We start from the raw sequence: 18,784 nt of genomic DNA, 5'->3' as shown, positions 1-18,784 counted from the left end.
GCGCGGGGGGATCCTTCCGGAGACTCGCATGTCCGCATTCACTTCCCTTACCGAAAACTTCGCCGTGGCCCCCCAACTGGCCCCGGAAGACATGGCCGCCGTCGCGGCGGCCGGTTTCAAGAGCGTCATCAACAACCGGCCCGATTTCGAAGGTGGGCCGGCCCAGCCCTCCAGCGAGCAGATGCAGGCCGCGGCGCAGGCGGCGGGGTTGAACTACGTCCACCAGCCGGTCAACGGCGCGAACATCCAGCCCGGCGACGTTTCCACCTTCGCTTCCCTGCTCAAGACCCTGCCGGGGCCGGTCCTGGCCTTCTGCCGCAGCGGAGCGCGATCGACCAAGCTGTTCATGTCGGCCAGCAATTCCCTCTGACCGGATCGCGACGTGGCTTTCACGCTGGGGGGGACGGTCGACGGCATCAGGCGGCGGCGCAAGCCGCTGGTTCGTATTCTCATTGCCCTGCTGGTCCTGTGGCTGCTGTTCCTGGCCCTGACCGCCTGGGGCATTCCCCGGCTGGTCCGCAGCGTGGCGCTGGCCCAGGTGCCGGAGGTGCTGGGGCGTACGGCACGCGTGGGCGAGGTGTCGTTCAATCCTTTCAAGCTGCGCCTGCGCGTCCATGACTTCGCCATTCTCGACCAGGCGGGCACCCATCCGGATTTCTCGGTGGAGCAGGTCGAGGTCAATGCCTCGGTTTCGTCGCTGTTCCGGCTCGCGCCGGTGGTGGACGGGCTGACGATCACCGCGCCGCGCGTCTCGCTGGTCCGCGAGGGGCCGCAACGCTTCAACATCAGCGACATGCTCGACCGCCTGGCCGCCAAGCCCTCGGAAGACGGGCCGCCGCCCCGGTTTTCGCTGAACAACGTCAAGCTGGACGGCGGCGAGATCACTGTCGACGACAAGGTCACGGGCCGCCAGCACACCGTGCGCGACCTGCAGGTGGGCATTCCCTTCCTGTCCACGCTGGCCTATGCCACCGACATCGACGTGCAACCCAGGCTGTCGGCGCTGGTCAACGGCAGTCCGCTCAACCTGGAGGGCACCGCGCGGCCCTTCGATACGCCGCGTACGTCCTCGCTGCATCTCAAGATCGACGACCTGGGGCTGGATGCGCTGGCCGATGCCGTGCCGGGCGCGATGCCGGTGGTGCTCAAGCACGCCCGGCTCGACAGCGATGCCCAGCTGGTGTTCGAGGAAGGCGGCTCGGCGGCGCCCAAGGTCCGCCTGGAAGGCAATGCCACGGTGCGCGAGGTGGACGTGCGCGACCAGGGCGATGCCGCGCTGCTGGCGTTCAAGAGCCTGGCGCTCGAGAAGTTCGCATTGGAGCCGCTGGCGCGCCGGTTCCAGGCCGAGCGCATCGTCCTGGCCGGCCCCTCGATCCATGCCAGCCGCTCGGCCGACGGGCGCGTGAACCTGGCCGAGGTGGCTGGCCGTTTCCAGCAGCCCGCTGCGCCTGCGCCCGCGGCGCCGGCCGCGCCGTCGCCGTCCGCCAGCCCGGCCCCGGCGCCTTCTTCCGCGCCCGCGCCCGCACAGGCCGATGCTTGGCATGTGTCGGTGGGAACCGTGGCGCTGCAGGACGGCGAACTCGCCTGGCACGATGAGCAGGATCGCTTCGATTACCGCATCTCGGAGTTCGCGGCGGAGCTGCGCGATCTGAACCTGCCCGCGGCGCAGGACCAGGCCGTGCCCTTGACCGTGGCCGCGCGCGTGGGCGAGGCGGGCCGCCTGGACGTCAGCGGCCCGGTCCGCCTCCAGCCTTTGTCGGCGGACCTCGACCTCAAGCTGGATTCGCTGGCGCTGCCTGCGCTGGCGCCGCTGTGGAAGCCGTACCTGGCGCTGCGCATCGACGATGGCTCGCTGGGCGCGGCAGCCAGGCTGCACGTGGAGCAGGGCGAATCCCTGGCGGTGCGCTGGAGCGATGGCAGCGTCGCGCTGCGCAAGCTGGCCGCGGCACCGGTCTCGGACAAGGCATCCAGCCTGAAACTGGAGTCGCTGGAGGTGGGCGGGCTGGCTGGCGACCTGGCGGGGCGTATGGCACGGATCGAACGCATCGCCATCGACGGCCTGGCATTGGCGGCCACCCGCTCGGCCTCGTCGGCCGTGAGCTGGGCGGATATCGCCATTCCGGCCGCGCCCCGGACCCGACCCGCCGGCAAGCCGACCCCGGCCCCCGCTGGCCATGGCCAGGCCGCGTGGAAGGTGAGCGCGGGCACACTGTCGGTCGCCAAGAGCTCACTCAGGCTGACCGACGAGTCCGTGTCGCCCCGCGTGGCGCTGAGGCTGGACGGCTTGCAGATGGAGGCGCGCAACCTCGGGTCGGACCTGCGGGCGCCCGTCGATTTCTCGCTGCGCTCGTCCGTCCAGGGGCGCGGCACCGCCGACATCAAGGGCACGGTCGTGCCCGAGCCGCTTTCGGTCAAGGCCCAGGTGCGCGCCGACCGGCTGGACCTGACCGCGCTCGCCCCCTACCTGGCGGAGCGGCTCAACGCCACCGTCAAGAGCGTCGTGGCCGGCGCCAACGGCAGGCTGGAGTTCGCGGCCGCCACCGGCAGGCAGCCGCAGCGCGCGGCCTGGACCGGCGCCGCCGAGATCACCAATCTCGACTTGATCGACAAGCTCAACTCGGCGGATTTCCTGAAATGGAAGCGGCTGGCGTTCAAGCGGCTGGACGTGGCCAGCGCGGGCGATACGCTCAAGGCCGACCTGGGCGACATCTCGCTGGAAGATTTCTTCGCACGGGTGATCCTGAGCGAGCAGGGGCGGTTGAACCTGTCGCAGCTGATCGTCCAGCCGGGCGAACAGGCCGGTTCCATCACCGACGAGAAGCCGGCCGGGCCGGCAACGAAGGCCGGCGAGCCGGCGGCATCGGAACAGCGGGTGCAGGGCGCCAAGGAAACAGGCGCGGCAGCCCCCGAGGCGGGCGGAATGCCGCGCGACATCCGGGTGGGCGCCGTGCAGCTGGCGCGAGGCCACATCAATTTCACCGACAACTTCGTCAAGCCCAATTACCGCGCCAACCTGACCGACATCGCCGGCAGCATCTCGGCCGTATCCTCGGCCGACAGCCAGCCGGCCGACGTGCAGGTGACGGCCAAGGTGGACGGCGACGCGCCGGTGGACATCACGGGCAAGCTCCACCCCTTCGGTCCGCGGCTGTACACGGACATCCATGCCAGCGCCAAGGGCGTGGAACTGCCGGCGCTGACTCCCTATGCCGCCAAGTACGCCGGCTATGCCATCGAACGCGGCAAGCTGTCGATGGACGTGCACTACCTGATCCAGGACGGCAAGCTCCAGGCCAGCAACAAGATCTTCCTCGACCAGCTCACCTTCGGCGAACGCGTCGACAGCCCCGATGCCCTGAAGCTGCCGGTGCTGCTGGCGGTCTCGCTGCTCAAGAACAGCCGGGGCGAAATCGACATCGAACTGCCCATCTCCGGATCGCTGGACGACCCGCAGTTTTCGGTGGGCGGCATCATCTTCCGCGCGCTGGTCAACCTGATCGTGCGGGCGGTGACGGCGCCGTTCTCGCTGCTGGCCTCGGCCTTCGGCTCGGGCGAGGAGCTGTCCCACATCGATTTCGCGCCGGGCCGCGCCGTGCTCGACGACGATACGCGCAAACGCGTCGAAACGCTGGTCAAGGCCTTGAACGACCGTCCGGCGTTGAAGCTGGACGTGGCCGGCCGGGCCAACCCGTCCGTGGACACCGAGGGCCTGCGCAAGGCCGGCGTCGACGCCCTGATCCGCGTCCAGCAGCGGGAAGACCTGCGCAAGAAGGGGGACGACGCCGACGGGAAGGACCTGCCGCCGCTGGATGCCGCGCAGCGGGCCCGCTACCTGGAAAGCGCCTACAAGGCCGCCAAGATCGACAAGCCGCGCAACGTGATCGGCCTTGCCAAGTCCTTGCCCGGTCCCGATATGGAGGCGCTGCTGGCAGCCAGCGTCAACGTGGGGCCGGACCAGTTGCGCGAACTGGCCGTGCGGCGCGCGCAGGCCGTGATGGCCGTGCTGCGCGAGGCCAAGCTGGGCGAGCGGGCCTTCGTGGTCGCGCCCAAGATCGAGGCCAAGCCCGCCGAGGGCGCGAAGCAGACGGGGGTGGACTTCAGCTTGAGGTAGGTCCCCCCCTACGCGCTTCGCGCGCCCCCCAGGGGGCGATGCGGGTGGACCGGCGGAGCCGGATCCACCGCATCCTGGGTCTAGTACCTGTTTCTTGGGTTGTGGCATTTGTGCTTCGCTGGCTGCGGTTGGGGTTTGTTTTGTTTTTAATCTGGATATAAGATATCCAGAATAGAGGCATGGCCTCGCTTCTTGCCGAGTTCTTCATCATGACGCGTAGCGCTTCTTCGTCTGTCAGTGCCTTGCCGGGGCAGGGGTTGGGATCGGTTGCCATTCTTGCGCTGGGGACGTTCGCGGTGGGGACGGATGCGTTCATCGTGTCGGGGTTCCTGCCTTCGATCGCGCAGTCGTTGCAGGCATCGAATTCCATGACGGGGCTGTCGGTCACGGTGTTCGCGGGAACGTATGCGTTGTTGGCGCCGGTGCTGGCGACGGTCACGGCACCGTGGTCGCGCAATCGGGTGCTGGTGGGGGCGCTGGCGGTGCTGGCGTTGGCCAATCTGCTTTCGGCGCTGGCACCGGACATCTGGACGCTGCTGGCAAGCCGAGCGTTGGCGGCGGTGGGGGCGGCGGCCTATACGCCGACGGCCACGGCGGCGGGTGGGGCGCTGGTGCGGCCTGAGCTGCGGGCGCGGGCGTTTTCGCTGGTCACGGGCGGGTTGACGGTGGCGACGGCACTGGGCGTGCCGCTGGGCAATCTGGTCAGCCAGTGGTTCGGCTGGCGCACGGCGCTGGGCATGGTGGCCGCGCTGGCGGCGTTGGCCTGCGTGGGCGTGGCGCTGATCATGCCCGCCCTGCCGGGGCAGGCGCGTTCGTCGCTGCGCGCGCGCCTGGCGGTGCTGCGCCGGCCGGCGGTGGCCTGGGTGCTGCCGCTCACGGTGGTGGGCATGACGGCCTGCTACATCGTGTATGCCTACAGCGTGCCCGCCTTGCAGGCCCTGGGGATCGCCGACGGACACATCGGCGCGATGCTGCTCTGCTACGGCGTCGGGGCGGTGCTGGGCAACCTGCTTGCCGGTTACGGGACCGATCGCTGGGGGCCCACGCCGGTGTCGGTCACCGCATACGTGGCCATGGCGGCGTCATTCGCAATCATGGCGTGGCTGGCCGTGGCGGGCGCCGGCCACGAGGTGGCCGTGGGGCTGCTCGTGCTGGTCTGGGGCATGAGCAGCTGGGGTCAGACACCGCCGCAGCAACTGCGCCTGACCAACGCCGCGCCGCAGGAGGCGCCGCTGGTGGTCGCGCTGAACGCCTCCTGCATCTACCTGGGCATCGCCCTGGGGACCGCGCTGGGCGCGGGCTTGCTGGCGCACGGTGCGGTGTCCGGATTTGCCGTATCCGCGCTGGTTGCCCTGGCCGCGCTGGGTTTCGTCGCCGGCCTGGCCAGGAAGGAAAGCCCCCGTCCGCGCTAGCCCGCCGGACCGTCGCCCGCCGGGGCGCCGTCGCCTTTCAGGCGCAGCCACACCCGCCGCATGCTGAAGTCGTCGGGGTCCACGTCGACGTGGAACCCCAGCCGGCCCATCAGCGTCAGCATCGGCCGGTTGTTGCCCAGTACCAAGCCTTCGATGACGGCCAATCCTTGCCTGCGCGCCGCGTCCACCAGCGTCGTCATGAGCTGGATGCCCAGTCCGCGCCGTTGCCACGCGTCGCCGATGACCAGCGCGTATTCGGCGCTTTCGCCGTCGGCGTTCAGCAGATAACGCGCCACGCCGATGATGGCCTCGCGCAGTTCGCCGGGGTGGTCGGGGTCGGCTTCCCAGACCGTGGCCACCAGGGCCAGTTCCCGGTGGTAGTCGACCTGGGTGTAGCGCGCCAGTGTCCGCGGCGAGAGCTCGCGCATGAACGAGATGAAGCGCATGTAGCGCGTGTGTTCGGACAACTGGCGGGTGAAGTCCTGCAACGGTGCCGCGTCCTCGGGCCGGATGGGGCGGATGGTGTAGGGCGAGCCGTCCTTGAATTGCAGGTGCCTGACCAGGCGGGCGGGGTAGGGGTGGATGGCCATGTGGGCGTAGCCGCCCAGGCCCGCGTCGGCGTCGCCCGCGGTCTCGCGCGTGAGCGTGATGCGGGTGTCGGCCGCGACGACCCGGTCGCCGTCGATCATGACCGGGTCGATGTCTATGGTCTCGATATCGGGCAGCGCGCAGACGATCTCGGAAATGCGGACCAGCACGTCCTCCAGCGCGTCGAGTGCGCGCGGCGATAGCTGGCCCGCCAACGCGTAGCGCCAGACCGGCGAACGCTCCATCAGGCGGCGCGCCAGGAAGCCGTTGAGCGGCGGCAGTTCCAGGCTGCGGTTGGAGGGGCTTTCGCTGCGCGAGCGCGCGGATCCGAAACGGATCACCGGTCCGAACAGCGCGTCGCGGGCCACGCCCATGGAGACCTTGGCCGAGCCGGGCGGGCCGGCCATGGCCTCCACCGTGATGCCTTCGATGTAGGCCTGCGGCGCGGCGGCGTGGGCATTCGCCAGCATGCGCTGGTAGGCGGTGACGAGTTCGGTGCTGTTGCGGATGTCCAGGTGCACGCCCCGGACCGCCGATTTGCGCACCACGTCGGGCGAGTCGATCTTGATGGCCACGGGAAAACCGATCTGCTGCGCGGCGATCACCGCCTCGGCGGGGGTGCGGGCAAGCAGGACCTGGACCACCGGGATGTGGAAGGCCGCCAGCAGCGCCTTGCTCTCGGGTTCGGTCAGTGTCAGCCGGCCCTCGCGCCGCGCGCCGTCGAGCAGGATGCGCGCGCCGGCCAGATCGGGCTCCTGGCCGGGCGGCTCGGGGGGCGGGGTCTGCAGCAGCAATTGCTGGTTGTAGTGATAGGTGGCCAGGTTGCCGAAGGCGTCCACCGCCGCTTCGGGCGTGCGGAACGAGGGCGAGCCGGCGTCGTCCAGGATGCGGCGCAGCGGCCGCATGGCGGCATCGCCCATGAAGCAGGTGATGACCGGCTTCGAGGCCTTGGGCGCGGTGGCGGCCAGGGCCTGCGCCACCGCGCGCATGTCGGCCTCGGGATCGGGCGACAGCACGGCCAGCACGCCGTCCACGCCGGCGTCGGCGACGATGGCCTGCACGGCCTGCGCGCAGGCCTGGGGATCGGGGGCCGAGAACTCGACCACCGGATTGTCGGTCCAGGCATTGGCGCTGAGCGTGGCAGCCAGTTGCCTGCGCGTGTCTTCGCCCAGTTCGGCGCGCATGACCGGCCGGCCCGGCCCCAACTGGTCGAGTGCCAGCTGCGCCGGACCGCTGCCGTTGGCCAGCACGGCGATGCGCCGGCCGCTGGGCAGCTTGGCGAAGCCCAGCGCCTTCACCGCCGAGAACAGTTGCACGAAATAGCGGACGCGCACCGCGCCAGCGCGCCGCAGCGCGGCATCGAAGACCATGTCGGACGGGACCGGAGGCGGCGCGGCGGAGGCCGACTCGTCGGCGGCCAGGGGCCGCACGCTAGTGCGCTCTCGGCCGCCGTGCCCGGCCTTGAGCACCACCACCGGCTTGACGCTGGCGGCGGCGCGGATCGCACTCATGAATTCGCGGGCGTCGCGCACGTCCTCCAGGTAGAGCGCGATGCTATCGGTGCGCGCGTCGGCCACCAGGAAATCCAGCACGCGGGGCACGTCCAGCGCCGCTTCGCTGCCCAGGGAAACGACGGTCGAGAAGCCGGTCCGGTTGTCATCGGCCCAATCCATCACGACCGCCATGATGGAGCGCGATTGCGTGACCAGGGCGACGCGGCCCGAGCGCCCCAGCGAGGGGTGCACGCTGGCGTTGAGGCCGGCGTGCGGCCGTTGCAGCCCGAAGCTGTGCGGCCCCAGCAGTATGCAATCGTGGGCCGCGGCCCAGGCACAGCAGAAATCGTTGTCCTCGAGCGATGGCTCGTGGGTGAGCACCGCCACCGCTCGCGGCCGGGCCGGCGCCAGCGTCTCCAGCGTGGTCCGCAGCGCGTCGCGGGGAACGGACACCACCGCCAGGTCGGGCCGCTCGGCCGCCTGGGCCAGCCCGGCGGGCAGGACGCAGGTGCGCCGCTCGTCCAGCCGCAGCTCGGTGGTGCGGGCGCGCAGCGCGGCGGGCAGGGAGGCCATCATCGGCAGCGGCCGGTCGCTGATGGCGATCAGCGAGTGGGGATCGAACAGCGGGGACAGGGCGTGCCGGGACATGGCCCTCCTTTCTGGATGAGGACGCGCAGGCGCGTGGCGGCCCGGGGCCGCACGGATTTGCTGCAATACAATACTACCCCGGTCAGCCGACCCTGGCGCGCTTCGCGCGCCCAGTATTCACTCCTGCACGAGAGCCGTTTTCCTATGAGCACCGATTCCTCGTCGTCCGGCCGCAACCCCGCGGTCCGTACCCGCTTCGCACCGTCGCCCACGGGCTTTCTGCACCTGGGCGGCGCGCGCACGGCGCTGTTCTCGTGGGCGTTCGCGCGTCACCACGGCGGCACCTTCGTGCTGCGGATCGAGGATACCGACCTGGAGCGTTCCACCCCCGAAGCGGTGCAAGCCATCCTGGACGGCATGGCGTGGCTGGCGCTCGATCACGATGAAGGCCCGTTCTACCAGATGCAGCGCATGGACCGCTATCGCGAGGTGCTGGCGGGCATGCTGGCCGCCGGGTCGGCCTATTACTGCTACTGCTCGCCCGACGAACTCGAAGCCATGCGCGAGCGCGCCCGGGCCGAAGGCCGCAAGCCGCGCTACGATGGCACGTGGCGGCCCGAGCCGGGCAAGACCCTGCCGCCGGTGCCCGAGGGCCGCAAGCCCGTGGTGCGCTTCCGCAATCCGCTGGACGGCGACGTCACCTGGAACGACCTGGTCAAGGGCCCGATCACCATCGCCAACGCCGAACTGGACGACCTCATCATCGCCCGGCCCGATGGCACGCCCACCTACAACTTCTGCGTGGTGGTGGACGACTGGGACATGGGCATCACCCACGTCATCCGCGGCGACGACCACGTCAACAACACGCCGCGCCAGGTCAACATCCTGAAGGCCCTGGGCGCCACGCTGCCGGAATACGGCCACGTGCCCATGATCCTGGGACCGGACGGCGAGAAACTGTCCAAGCGCCATGGCGCGGTCAGCGTCATGCAGTACGACGACCAGGGCTATCTGCCGGAAGCCATGATCAACTACCTCGCGCGCCTGGGCTGGAGCCACGGCGACGACGAGATCTTCACGCGCGAACAACTGGTCGAGTGGTTCGATACCCGCAGCCTGTCGAAGTCCGCGGCGCAGTGGGATCCCAAGAAGCTCAACTGGGTCAACGCCCACTACATCAAGCAGAGCGCCGACGCCGACCTGGCCGCGCGCGTCGCGCCGCGCATCGCCAAGCGGGGCGGGGCGGTCGACGGCGTGGACCTGCCGGCCATCATGGCGCTGCTCAAGGAACGCGCCGAAACGCTCGAGCAACTGGCCGACGACGCCATGTTGTTCTGCGGCGAATTCGATGCCGCGGCCACGCCGCCGGACCTGGTCGCGCAGCACCTGACCGATGCCGCGCGCGCGATCCTGCGCGACTTCGCGCAAGAGGCCGGCTCGATCGAATGGACCCGGGAACAGATCTCGGCGCTGATGAAGGCCACCCTGGCCAAGCATGGCGTCAAGATGCCGGCGCTCGGGATACCGCTGCGGGTAGCCGTGACGGGACGGGCGCAGACGCCGGCCATCGATGCGGTCCTGTCACTGCTTGGCCGCGAGAAAGTGCTGGCCCGCTTGCACACGGTTTAAAAACCGTGCATAATCTCGCTTCTTCGCAGGACGGGGGTATAGCTCAGCTGGGAGAGCGCTTGCATGGCATGCAAGAGGTCAGCGGTTCGATCCCGCTTACCTCCACCAGTCCGGGAAGAAGCAGTACTGTAGTTCCGGGTCCCCTTCGTCTAGAGGCCTAGGACATCACCCTTTCACGGTGAGTACAGGGGTTCGAATCCCCTAGGGGACGCCAGCCGAACAGGTTGGCAGCAGTAAAAATATGCCGCTGCGGAGCGGTAGTTCAGTTGGTTAGAATACCGGCCTGTCACGCCGGGGGTCGCGGGTTCGAGTCCCGTCCGCTCCGCCAAGAATCAGAAAGCCCTGCTAAATCCCGTGTTTAGCAGGGCTTTTGCTTTTCTGCTCCGCCTGTGTCTCAGGCGGGTCCTGCGTGGACTTGCAAGCTGAAATATGGCTATAATCCAGATCCCGCTTGAAAAACATTTCAGCGGGCATCCACCCAGATGGATGGCGGTAACTGAATGGCAGTAACCGTGGGGGTATAGCTCAGCTGGGAGAGCGCTTGCATGGCATGCAAGAGGTCAGCGGTTCGATCCCGCTTACCTCCACCACGAAACAGCAGTTCCAGGTCCCCTTCGTCTAGAGGCCTAGGACATCACCCTTTCACGGTGAGTACAGGGGTTCGAATCCCCTAGGGGACGCCAACCGCCACAGGTTGGCAGCAGTAAAAACGCCGCTGCGGAGCGGTAGTTCAGTTGGTTAGAATACCGGCCTGTCACGCCGGGGGTCGCGGGTTCGAGTCCCGTCCGCTCCGCCAAGGAATTCCAAGGGTTAGTGCGCCAGCAGCCACTAGCCCTTTTTGTTTGGGCGTTCGACATGGCATTCGCCGCCTCGCGAAGCCGGGTACGCGTTTTGCGGCAGCCCGGGTTCATATCCAAAACCAAAGAGGTGACGCCATGAAATGCTCGAGTACCACTCGCAACACGCTGCTCGCCGTCCTGCTGGCGGCTGCCACGCCGTTCGCCATCGCGCAGACGAGTTCGCCCGACCGGACGAGCCAGGATGCCAGGACCGACATGGGGCCGTCGACCGGCTCGTCCGGCAAGCCCCTGCCCGCGGACCAGGGGAAGAACAGCCCGCAGCCCGAATCCACCAAGCGGACCGGGCCCGTCGAGCACGGAAGCCGCAGCGACATGGGGCCCTCCAGCGGGGCCTCGGGCAAGCCCTTGCCCGCCGGCCGCAGCGGCTCGGATGCGGCTCAGCCTTCGGGCGACCGCACCCGGCCGGGCGGCAACGACCGGGAATCCCGGACCGACATGGGACCGTCCTCGGGCGCGTCGGGCAAGCCGGTTCCTTCGCCTGACAACGGCGCGTCGTCGGGAGGTTCGATGCGGCGATGAGTCGCGGCAGCCGGCGCCAGCCTTCGCTGGCGCCGGCTGACGGCGGGGGCGTATGTCGATTCGTCGGCGAATAACGTCGATTGATCGTTCCTGATTGACAATTCCCACACCGACTTCCAACATCCGCGACGTCCATGCGTGCTCCGCATGACGGCTGCCGGGGTGGCGGGCCGCGCGTGAGCGGGCGTCAACCAGCGGAGTGTCCCCGACCATGCAATTCCCCGTCGACCCGGCCGATCAGCAGCGCCGCAGGCTTTTCAAGTTCACCGCGTCGGCGCTGGCCGTGCAGGCCGTGGCCGCGTGCGGGGGCGATGCCCAGGCCGCCGAGGGCAATGCCAGCGACGCGGTTCTCAAGGCGGTGGCCGATTTTGGCGCGCTGGCGCCCGAAGGCACGCACTGCCTGGTGCGGGCCGACGTTCCCAATGCTTCCTGGAGCGCAAGCTACAACCCCGACCGGCAACTGTTCATCGGCAGCGCGATCAAGACCTTCATCCTGGGCCAGTTCGTGATCGATGCGGAAACGTCGTACAACGGCATTTCCGGGAACATGCCGCAGACCATCGACGACGGGGTCCGCTCGCCCGGCAGCCCTGTATTCGTCGACCTGAACGGCACGCTGCCCGCCAAGTACGCGCTGGAGGCGATGATCGCCCACAGCGACAACACCGCCACCGACATGGCCTATGCCGCGGTGGGGGCGGACCGGGTGCGGCAACTGATCGCCCGGGCGGGGCTGACGCATACGCGGATCCCGGATTCGACGCGCCGCCTGTTCTCGTACCTGGCCGGGGCGCCCGACGGCGTGGACCTGGGCTGGGAGGCCTTGATGGCGGAGCTGGCGCAGCCTTCGCTGCCGAACGCGCGGCAGGCGATCAACGACAGGCAGTCGATGCTCAGCACGGCCACCGAGCTGGTGGCGTGGTACCGGCAATCGCTGTCGGGCAAGTTCTTCACCCAGCCGGCGACCCTGACGGAATACAAGCGGATACTGGCGATGGCCGACGCGATCTCGCTGGTGGTGCCGGCGGACATCATTGCGTATGGCAAGGGAGGCAGCATCGATTGGCTGGACTTCCACACCATCAGCTTTCCCGGCCAGATGATCGTCGACCGGGTGCCGGTCACGTTCTGCTTCACCTACAACTGGCGCGGTCCGGAAACTAGCACGGGCGCGCCTTTCCAGGCGTTCGTGAAGGCCGTGCGCCCGGTGTTGCAGGCGTGCGTGGACGCCATCCGCAAATAGCGCCGCAAGAGGCCAGCCATGGACAGCATGGACAGCGACGCGCCGTTCGAGACCCTGGAGCGCGACCAGTGCGCGTCGGCTCCGGCGCTGGGGGCCTGGGTCCACCAGGTTGCCCTGGCACTGATGAGCCGGCCCCAGGACGAGGCCATCTTTCTTGCCCTGCAGGCGCTGGGAACGCTGGCGCAGGTCGATCGCGCATGGATGTTCGAATACGATGCGCGCGCCCTGCGCTTTCGCAACACCCATGAGTGGTGCCGGTCCGGCATCACCTCCCATGTGAGCGATCTCCAGGATGCGCCGGTCACGATGATCGCGTGGCTGCATCGCGCCCTGAACCAGCGGCGCGCCGTCATGATCCATGACGTGGCGCGCATGCCGCGCGCGGCAAGGTCGGTACAGGCGGAAATGCTGCGCCAGCAGGATCGCAGCGTGCTGAGCGTGCCTGTGTTCCATGAAGGCCGCCTGCGCGCCTGCATAGGCTTCGATGCGACGCGCGCGCCGGTGCGCTGGCAGCCGGCGCAGGCGCTGGGCCTGTTCCTGTGCGCGGACCTGATCGCGCAGGCCCGCTATGGCGGCACGGAAACCGAGCGCAGCCGGGCGCGCGCGCAGCTCTACGAGCCCCTGCTTTACCTGCGGCTGGGGCACGGAACCCGCGGACTGGCCCCGGCGGACATCCTGGGCGTGCGCTCGGCGCGCGATTATTCCCTGATCTGGCTGGCGGGCGGGGGCTCGGTCAAGGACATGCGGCCCTTGTCCGCCTGGGCAGAGCTGCTGCCACAGGAGAGCTTCATGCGCATCCACCGTACGGCGCTGGTCAACCTGGGGCACGTCAAGGCGCTGGAGCGGGGCGCTTCGATGCCGTGGACCGTCCAGTTGCGCGGCCTGGGCCAACCCTGGTCGGTGTCGCGGCCCTATCGCCAGGCGCTGCGCGCCAGGCTGGGGGTCTGAAGCCGAGGGCGGGCGCGCATCTTGCTGAGGGGCAGGCAGGCCTTGCCAAGGCCGCTTCCTTCGCTATCGAGGAGAACGCCATGCTCACCACAATAATTCTGATCATCCTGCTGCTGGCGCTGATCGGCGCCTTTCCCGCATGGCCCCATGCTGCCAGTTGGGGATACGGGCCCTCGGGCATCATCGGGGTAATCCTGGTCGTGCTGATCGTCCTGCTGTTGATGGGAAGGATATAGGCCCGGGGCGCGCGGGGGCGCTCAGCGGCGGTTTTCGCCGTCCTGGCGCTCGCGCCAGTTGCGCCGCATGAGAATGAACGTGAACGAAGTGGACCAGCCGATCAGGATCAGGCCCACCAGGGGTTCCACCGAGGCCAGCAGACGCAGCGGCCCGGTGGGAAAGATGTCGCCCAGGCTCTGGGTGGTGAAGGTTTCCAGTCCGAAGTAGATGTAGGCCAGGGGGCCCGCGCTGGCCGCGCCGGTCAGGTGCCCCAGCCCCAGCCATTCCGCGCCTATCCAGTAGCCGGCCCCGAACAGCATGCCCTCCAGACAATGGGCGGCGATGATGGCGCAGATCAGCACGCCTATGTTCGCCCGCCCGCTCCAGCGCCGCGGATGGATGGAGGAAATGAAGCGCAAGGCTTCGTAGTGCAGGGCGACGGTAACCGATGGAGAAGACCACGGTCAGGCCGATGGCCATGAAATAGTGCGCCGGCATCGTTTCTTTGTCAGGACTTGTTGCGGGTATGGGGCGATTATTGCAGTTGTAGCACTCCCCGGCGGGCCGCCGCGCGCCTGGGCGCCGTGGAATGCTACGCTTGATGGCCTCAAGAAGAAGGAGAACGTCCATGAAACGGACCTGGAAAATCCTGCTCGCGGCGGTCGTGGTGCAGGGGCTGGCGGCCTGTGCCCAGCAGGGCGGCGCGGCGGGCGGCTCCGGCGCCAAGACCGATGCCTCGATCCTGGCGGCCTATCACTGGCGCCTGCAACAGGCGCTGAACGCGACCGGCGCGCCCCAGCCGGATGCGGTAAACACCCACGGTGGCCAGGCGCTGCAACTGACCTTCGCCGGGGAGCGCGTTTCCGTGGCCGGGCTGTGCAACATGCTGGGCGGCGGCTACCGCGTGGATGGCGCGCGGATGACCATCACGCAGATGGCCGGCACCTTGCGCATGTGCCCGGACCAGGCCTTGATGAAGTACGAACGGGATGTGGCCGAGCGGCTGCCGACGGTGTCGGGCTGGGAGATCCTGGGTGGCGCCGCGCGGCCCGAGGCGGGGGCGCAGCCCGCCCTGAAACTCACCTTCGCCGACGGCAGCCAATGGCGGCTGGCCGGCACGCCCACCGACGAGACGCGCTACGGGTCGGCGGGCGAGACCATGTTCCTGGAGGTGGCGCCGGACCTGGTTCCCTGCAGCCATCCCCTCATCCCGAACATGAAATGCATGCGGGTGCGCACGGTCAGCTACGACGCCGCCGGCGTCAAGCAGGGCTATGGCGACTGGGAAGCCTTCTACGGCAACATCCAGGGCTATACCCATACGGCCGGCGTGCGCAACGTGCTGCGTATCAAGCGCTACACCCTCGCCAATCCGCCGGCGGACGCCTCCCGCTACGCCTACGTGCTCGACATGACCGTGGAAAGCGAGCAGGTCTCGGGGCGCTGAGCCCCGGCCGGCGTCTCACCCCAGGCGCCGCGCGGCGTCCAGGGCCAGGCCCGTTCCTATGCTGCCGAACGTGTCTCCCTGGACCGCGCGCGCCGCGGGCAGCAGCGAGGCGACCCGGTTGCGCAGCAGCGGTACGCTGCTTGATCCCCCCGTGAAGAACACCGTATCGACCGCCCGCGCGGCGATGCCGGCGGTGTCCAGCAGCTCGGCGATCGTCCTGCCTATCCGGTCCACCAGGTGTTCGATGGCGGCATCCAGGTCGGCGCGCGTCGCCACCTGGATCAAACCGGGCTCGACGCGGCCCAGGTCCATCCGGGCCTCGGGCGCGGCGGCCAGCGCGATCTTCGCTTCCTCGACCTGGAAAGCCACCCAGTGGCCGGCGCGCTCCTTGACCAGTTCCAGCAGCCGGGCGAGTTTGTCCTTCTCGGCCGATTCGTGGAACAGTTCGGCCAGCATGGTGGCCGACTTGCGGGCATAGACCTGGTTGATGGTGTGCCACGATGCCAGGTTGAAGTAGGGCGTCGAGGGCATCTCCTTGCCGCTGGTCAGGCGGCTGCCCAGGCCCAGCAGCGGCATCACGGTGCGCAGGCTCAGGTACTTGTCGAAGTCGGTGCCGCCGATGTGGACGCCGCCGTTGGCGAGGATGTCCTCGCGCCGCTCGGCGGCGGCTGCGCGCGCGGGATTCAGGCGTATCAGCGTGAAGTCCGACGTGCCGCCCCCGATGTCCACCACCAGGACCAGTTCCTCGCCGGCGATCTGCGATTCGTAGTCGAAGGCTGCCGCCATCGGCTCGTATTGGAATTCGACGTGGCGGAAGCCTACCTCGCGGGCGATCTCCGCCAGGGTCTCCTGCGCCTTGGCGTCCGCGCGCGGATCGTCGTCGACGAAGAAGACGGGGCGGCCGAACACCGCCTGGTCGAAAGTCCTGCCGGCCGCGTGCTCGGCGCGCCGCTTGAGTTCTCCGATGAAATGCGAGAGCAGCAGGCGGAAGGGCAGCGCCCGGCCCTGGACCTCGGTGTGGCCTTCCATGAGCGGCGTGCCCAGCAGGCTTTTCAGCGCCCGCATCAACCGGCCGTCATAGCCTTCCAGGTAATCCCGGACCGCCGCGCGGCCGAAGCTGGTCTCGATGTCCTCGGCGTGGAAGAAGACCGCCGAGGGAAAGGTGGGCTGCCCGTCTTCCAGCGGCAGCAGGGAGGGAGCGGCGGGCCGGTGCCAGCCGACAGTGGAGTTGGACGTCCCGAAATCGACGCCGCATGCGTTTGAGATCATGGAGGGAAAGGAAAAAGGCGCCGCGCCCCGATGGGGTCTGCTTTCCGGCCGTGGACGGGACGCGACGGGAAACGCAGATCGATATGCGGTCTGGGCATGGCCCGCCTGGGCGGGCCGGTGTTAAAACGGGGAACGGCGTCATTGTATGCGCAGCCACGGACCGCACCGACACCGGTGCAGGGTCCTTCTCCATGGGAGCCTTTCGCATGTCATTCAAAGCCTTGGTCGCGGTCGTTGGCGTGTCGCTGGTCGGCGCGGGGTGCGCCGTCGCGCCGGTCGGCGAGGACACCGCGTTGAAGCAGGCCATCGCCAGTCCGGCGCGCACGCCGGCCTTCGTCGCCCGGGACGCCGCGCGCAAGCCTTACGAGGTCCTGCACTTCTTCGAGCTGCGGCCGGACGCCACCGTGGTCGAGATCTCGCCCGGGGCCGGCTACTGGACCGAGATCCTGGCGCCGTACCTGAAGCCGCGCGGCACCTACTACGCCGCCCAGTATCCGCAGGACGGCGGGGGGCGCGCCTACTACCAGGAGTACTACCGGAATTTCCGCGCCAAGCTGGATGCTAATCCGGCCTGGTACGACCGGGTCCGGGTGACGGCCTTCGGCAAGGGGCGCTACGACATCGCCCCGCCGGGCAGCGCCGACATCGTGCTGACCTTCCGCAACCTGCACAACTGGATGAACGACGGTTACGCCGAAGAGGTGATGGCCGCCTTCTACCGCGCCCTCAAACCCGGCGGCATCCTGGGCATCGAGGCCCACCGCGGCCGGACCGACAAGCCCCAGGACCCGCGCGCCGCCGATGGCTACGTACGGCAGGATTACGCGATCCAGCTCGCCCGGCAGGCCGGCTTCGTCTTCGTCGGCAGCTCGGAGGCGCTGGCCAATCCCAGGGATACCAAGGATCATCCGGCGGGGGTGTGGACGCTGCCGCCTACCTTCCGGCTGGGCGACAAGGATCGCGAACGCTACGCCGCGATCGGAGAGGCCGATGGCTTCCTGTTGAAATTCCGCAAACCCTAGGTCTTGGACGCCGGCAGCCGGGCGTAGCAGTGCTTGCAAATAGCGGCGGCGGGATGCACGTACTTGCCGCAGCTCGGGCACTGCTTGCCATGCCTTTCGCGGGCGATCTCGCGAGCCTTCGCCCGTTGGCGAGCCTTGACCACGATGACCCCTACGCAGATGGCAGCGATGATGGCAATGAAAACAATCATGCTTTTCCCGTTGTAATTGCGCGAACGAGTATAGGGGGCGTGTGTTATCGGAAGTTTGCAGGATGTCTCAATTGTTAGAAAGAGCCCATTTCTTTTTTCTGCGAAAAGCGCGTCGAGCGGGCGGGGGAAATTGCTCCGGGAGCAACAAAGGCGCCTGAACAGTGGCTGAATGAGGGATGGAGCTTCCGGGGAAACCCGGAACGAAGGCCGTGTGGCCGAGGACGAACAGCTCGCTTGCTAGCGAACGGATACACATGGCGGGAGCATGGCCGGTCATGATGGCCGAGTTACATTTTCCGGCGCGCGCGCAGTTGGACAAGTAACTTGCGCAGGTGAACGCCCTGATCGGCCGTGCGGTAGGCCAGGTGCAGCGGCGATACCGCGTCCTTGTCCAGGATACGCTGGTAGATCACTCCACCGAGGGCGATGCAGCGGGTGTGCGATGGCACGATGGCGATGCCCACGCCGGCCGCGACCAGCCCGATGATGGTGGAGGCTTCGCGGGCTTCCTGGACCATGCGCGGCCGGAATCCGGCTTTCGCGCACAGGTCCTGCACCTTCCAATACAAACCTATGCCTGCCTGGCGCGGATACATGACCAGCGGATGGTCGCGCAGGTCGCGTATGTGGAGCGGGGCGGCCGCCAGAGGATGGCCGGCGGGGATAGCCGCAACGAGCGGCGAGCGCAGCCATTCCTCGATGGCGATGCCCGCCGGGATCTCCACCCCGGGATGCCGGAGTATGGCCAGGTCCAGCGTGCGCGCGTTGACGGCATCGAGCTGATCGACCGAGGTCATCTCGTGCAGGTTCATGTGCACCTGGGGATGGGCGAGCTGGAAATCCCGCAGGATGGACGGCAGCGAGGACAGCATCGACGACGCGGTATAGCCCAGCGAAATGGCGCCGATCTCGCCCGAGGCGGCGCTTCGGGCTTCTCCTTTCGCATCCTCGACCTCGCGCAGGATGCCGCGGGCGCGCTCAAGGAAATGCCGCCCCGCCTGGGTCAGCGCCACGCGCCGCTTGTCGCGTTCGAACAATTGCACCTCGAGTTCTTCTTCCAGCGCGCGGATCTGGATGCTGAGCGGCGGCTGCGCCATGTGCAGCCGCTGGGCGGCGCGCGTGAAGTTGAGTTCTTCCGCGACGGCGATGAAGTAGCGCAGGTGGCGTAGCTCGATCATATCTTTAGGATATCGAAAGCCTCATTCAAATTGTATTTCAGAATATAAAAAAGGAGGCTTAGGATGC

At 68.2% G+C, this 18,784-nt stretch carries 15 protein-coding genes and 6 tRNA genes; 16 read left to right on the top strand and 5 right to left on the bottom strand.

Going from position 1 to position 18,784, the window contains the following annotated elements:
* Positions 1–28: 28 nt before the first annotated feature.
* The 3 genes from CDO46_RS03435 to CDO46_RS03425 all read left to right on the top strand — a co-directional run bounded on the left by CDO46_RS03435 (position 29) and on the right by CDO46_RS03425 (position 5,523).
* Positions 29–370, top strand: coding sequence for a TIGR01244 family sulfur transferase (locus tag CDO46_RS03435; RefSeq protein ID WP_087837156.1), 342 nt, complete (start codon positions 29–31; stop codon positions 368–370).
* A 12-nt stretch (positions 371–382) separates the two neighbouring features.
* Complete coding sequence (locus CDO46_RS03430) at positions 383–4,111, top strand: DUF748 domain-containing protein (protein ID WP_087837155.1); 3,729 nt, start codon at positions 383–385, stop codon at positions 4,109–4,111.
* A gap of 179 nt (positions 4,112–4,290) precedes the next feature.
* Positions 4,291–5,523, top strand: a complete 1,233-nt coding sequence (locus CDO46_RS03425; protein WP_243724399.1) for an MFS transporter — start codon at positions 4,291–4,293, stop codon at positions 5,521–5,523.
* Here the strand turns inward: CDO46_RS03425 and CDO46_RS03420 are convergent.
* Entirely contained in the window at positions 5,520–8,252 is a 2,733-nt protein-coding gene (locus CDO46_RS03420; RefSeq protein WP_087837154.1) for a bifunctional acetate--CoA ligase family protein/GNAT family N-acetyltransferase, read from the bottom strand. The genes CDO46_RS03425 and CDO46_RS03420 overlap by 4 nt on opposite strands.
* 144 nt (positions 8,253–8,396) lie before the next feature.
* On the opposite strand from CDO46_RS03420, the gene gltX reads away from it, so the two are divergent.
* The 11 genes from gltX (at position 8,397) to CDO46_RS03365 (ending at position 13,630) form a co-directional block, all read left to right on the top strand.
* On the top strand, positions 8,397–9,824 hold the full coding sequence (gltX, locus tag CDO46_RS03415) for a glutamate--tRNA ligase (RefSeq protein ID WP_087837153.1): 1,428 nt from the start codon (positions 8,397–8,399) through the stop codon (positions 9,822–9,824).
* Positions 9,825–9,856: 32 nt separating this feature from the next.
* Positions 9,857–9,932: transfer RNA gene (locus tag CDO46_RS03410), tRNA-Ala, on the top strand.
* A gap of 30 nt (positions 9,933–9,962) precedes the next feature.
* Positions 9,963–10,038 (top strand) — tRNA-Glu (locus tag CDO46_RS03405).
* A 37-nt stretch (positions 10,039–10,075) separates the two neighbouring features.
* Positions 10,076–10,152: transfer RNA gene (locus tag CDO46_RS03400), tRNA-Asp, on the top strand.
* Positions 10,153–10,338: 186 nt separating this feature from the next.
* A tRNA-Ala gene (locus CDO46_RS03395) sits at positions 10,339–10,414 on the top strand.
* A gap of 17 nt (positions 10,415–10,431) precedes the next feature.
* Positions 10,432–10,507 (top strand) — tRNA-Glu (locus CDO46_RS03390).
* A gap of 36 nt (positions 10,508–10,543) precedes the next feature.
* Positions 10,544–10,620: transfer RNA gene (locus CDO46_RS03385), tRNA-Asp, on the top strand.
* Between the two features lie 139 nt (positions 10,621–10,759).
* The gene (locus CDO46_RS03380) at positions 10,760–11,203 is read left to right on the top strand and encodes a hypothetical protein (protein ID WP_087837152.1); all 444 of its coding nucleotides are present in this window, start codon (positions 10,760–10,762) and stop codon (positions 11,201–11,203) included.
* Between the two features lie 211 nt (positions 11,204–11,414).
* On the top strand, positions 11,415–12,446 hold the full coding sequence (locus CDO46_RS03375) for a serine hydrolase (protein WP_087837151.1): 1,032 nt from the start codon (positions 11,415–11,417) through the stop codon (positions 12,444–12,446).
* 18 nt (positions 12,447–12,464) lie between these two features.
* Positions 12,465–13,394 carry a LytTR family transcriptional regulator DNA-binding domain-containing protein gene (locus CDO46_RS03370; protein ID WP_254914548.1) on the top strand — a complete coding sequence of 310 codons (930 nt, stop codon included), beginning with the start codon at positions 12,465–12,467 and terminating at the stop codon, positions 13,392–13,394.
* Positions 13,395–13,474: 80 nt separating this feature from the next.
* Complete coding sequence (locus tag CDO46_RS03365; protein WP_087837150.1) at positions 13,475–13,630, top strand: DUF3309 family protein; 156 nt, start codon at positions 13,475–13,477, stop codon at positions 13,628–13,630.
* Between the two features lie 21 nt (positions 13,631–13,651).
* Here the strand turns inward: CDO46_RS03365 and CDO46_RS03360 are convergent, their stop codons facing one another.
* Positions 13,652–14,029 (bottom strand): ion channel, encoded by a 378-nt coding sequence (locus CDO46_RS03360; RefSeq protein WP_254914547.1) that lies wholly within the window; start codon positions 14,027–14,029, stop codon positions 13,652–13,654.
* 209 nt (positions 14,030–14,238) lie between these two features.
* Between CDO46_RS03360 and CDO46_RS03355 the strand changes: the two genes are divergently transcribed.
* Positions 14,239–15,057 (top strand): META and DUF4377 domain-containing protein, encoded by an 819-nt coding sequence (locus tag CDO46_RS03355; protein WP_087837149.1) that lies wholly within the window; start codon positions 14,239–14,241, stop codon positions 15,055–15,057.
* A gap of 15 nt (positions 15,058–15,072) precedes the next feature.
* Here CDO46_RS03355 and CDO46_RS03350 read toward each other — a convergent pair whose 3' ends face one another.
* Positions 15,073–16,326: an Hsp70 family protein gene (locus CDO46_RS03350; protein ID WP_087837148.1), complete on the bottom strand. Its 1,254-nt coding sequence runs from the start codon at positions 16,324–16,326 to the stop codon at positions 15,073–15,075.
* A gap of 206 nt (positions 16,327–16,532) precedes the next feature.
* Between CDO46_RS03350 and CDO46_RS03345 the strand changes: the two genes are divergently transcribed.
* Complete coding sequence (locus CDO46_RS03345) at positions 16,533–17,348, top strand: class I SAM-dependent methyltransferase (RefSeq protein ID WP_087837147.1); 816 nt, start codon at positions 16,533–16,535, stop codon at positions 17,346–17,348.
* Here CDO46_RS03345 and CDO46_RS03340 read toward each other — a convergent pair.
* Positions 17,345–17,539 carry a zinc ribbon domain-containing protein gene (locus CDO46_RS03340; RefSeq protein WP_087837146.1) on the bottom strand — a complete coding sequence of 65 codons (195 nt, stop codon included), beginning with the start codon at positions 17,537–17,539 and terminating at the stop codon, positions 17,345–17,347. The two genes, CDO46_RS03345 and CDO46_RS03340, sit on opposite strands and share 4 nt — an antisense overlap.
* Positions 17,540–17,826: 287 nt before the next feature.
* Complete coding sequence (locus CDO46_RS03335; protein ID WP_087837145.1) at positions 17,827–18,717, bottom strand: LysR substrate-binding domain-containing protein; 891 nt, start codon at positions 18,715–18,717, stop codon at positions 17,827–17,829.
* Positions 18,718–18,784 lie beyond the last annotated feature (67 nt).

This window comes from Pigmentiphaga sp. NML030171 (genome assembly GCF_002188635.1).
GTDB classification, from domain to species: domain Bacteria; phylum Pseudomonadota; class Gammaproteobacteria; order Burkholderiales; family Burkholderiaceae_B; genus Pigmentiphaga; species Pigmentiphaga daeguensis.
This window is presented reverse-complemented; position numbering and strand designations above follow the sequence as displayed.

Coding starts and splice junctions, on each gene's coding strand:
- CDO46_RS03435 (WP_087837156.1), top strand. CDS start 29: ATGTCCGCATTCACTTCCCTTACCGAAAACTTCGCCGTGGCCCCCCAA.
- CDO46_RS03425 (WP_243724399.1), top strand. CDS start 4,291: ATGGCCTCGCTTCTTGCCGAGTTCTTCATCATGACGCGTAGCGCTTCT.
- CDO46_RS03420 (WP_087837154.1), bottom strand. CDS start 8,252: ATGTCCCGGCACGCCCTGTCCCCGCTGTTCGATCCCCACTCGCTGATC.
- gltX (WP_087837153.1), top strand. CDS start 8,397: ATGAGCACCGATTCCTCGTCGTCCGGCCGCAACCCCGCGGTCCGTACC.
- CDO46_RS03380 (WP_087837152.1), top strand. CDS start 10,760: ATGAAATGCTCGAGTACCACTCGCAACACGCTGCTCGCCGTCCTGCTG.
- CDO46_RS03375 (WP_087837151.1), top strand. CDS start 11,415: ATGCAATTCCCCGTCGACCCGGCCGATCAGCAGCGCCGCAGGCTTTTC.
- CDO46_RS03370 (WP_254914548.1), top strand. CDS start 12,465: ATGGACAGCATGGACAGCGACGCGCCGTTCGAGACCCTGGAGCGCGAC.
- CDO46_RS03365 (WP_087837150.1), top strand. CDS start 13,475: ATGCTCACCACAATAATTCTGATCATCCTGCTGCTGGCGCTGATCGGC.
- CDO46_RS03355 (WP_087837149.1), top strand. CDS start 14,239: ATGAAACGGACCTGGAAAATCCTGCTCGCGGCGGTCGTGGTGCAGGGG.
- CDO46_RS03350 (WP_087837148.1), bottom strand. CDS start 16,326: ATGATCTCAAACGCATGCGGCGTCGATTTCGGGACGTCCAACTCCACT.
- CDO46_RS03345 (WP_087837147.1), top strand. CDS start 16,533: ATGTCATTCAAAGCCTTGGTCGCGGTCGTTGGCGTGTCGCTGGTCGGC.
- CDO46_RS03340 (WP_087837146.1), bottom strand. CDS start 17,539: ATGATTGTTTTCATTGCCATCATCGCTGCCATCTGCGTAGGGGTCATC.
- CDO46_RS03335 (WP_087837145.1), bottom strand. CDS start 18,717: ATGATCGAGCTACGCCACCTGCGCTACTTCATCGCCGTCGCGGAAGAA.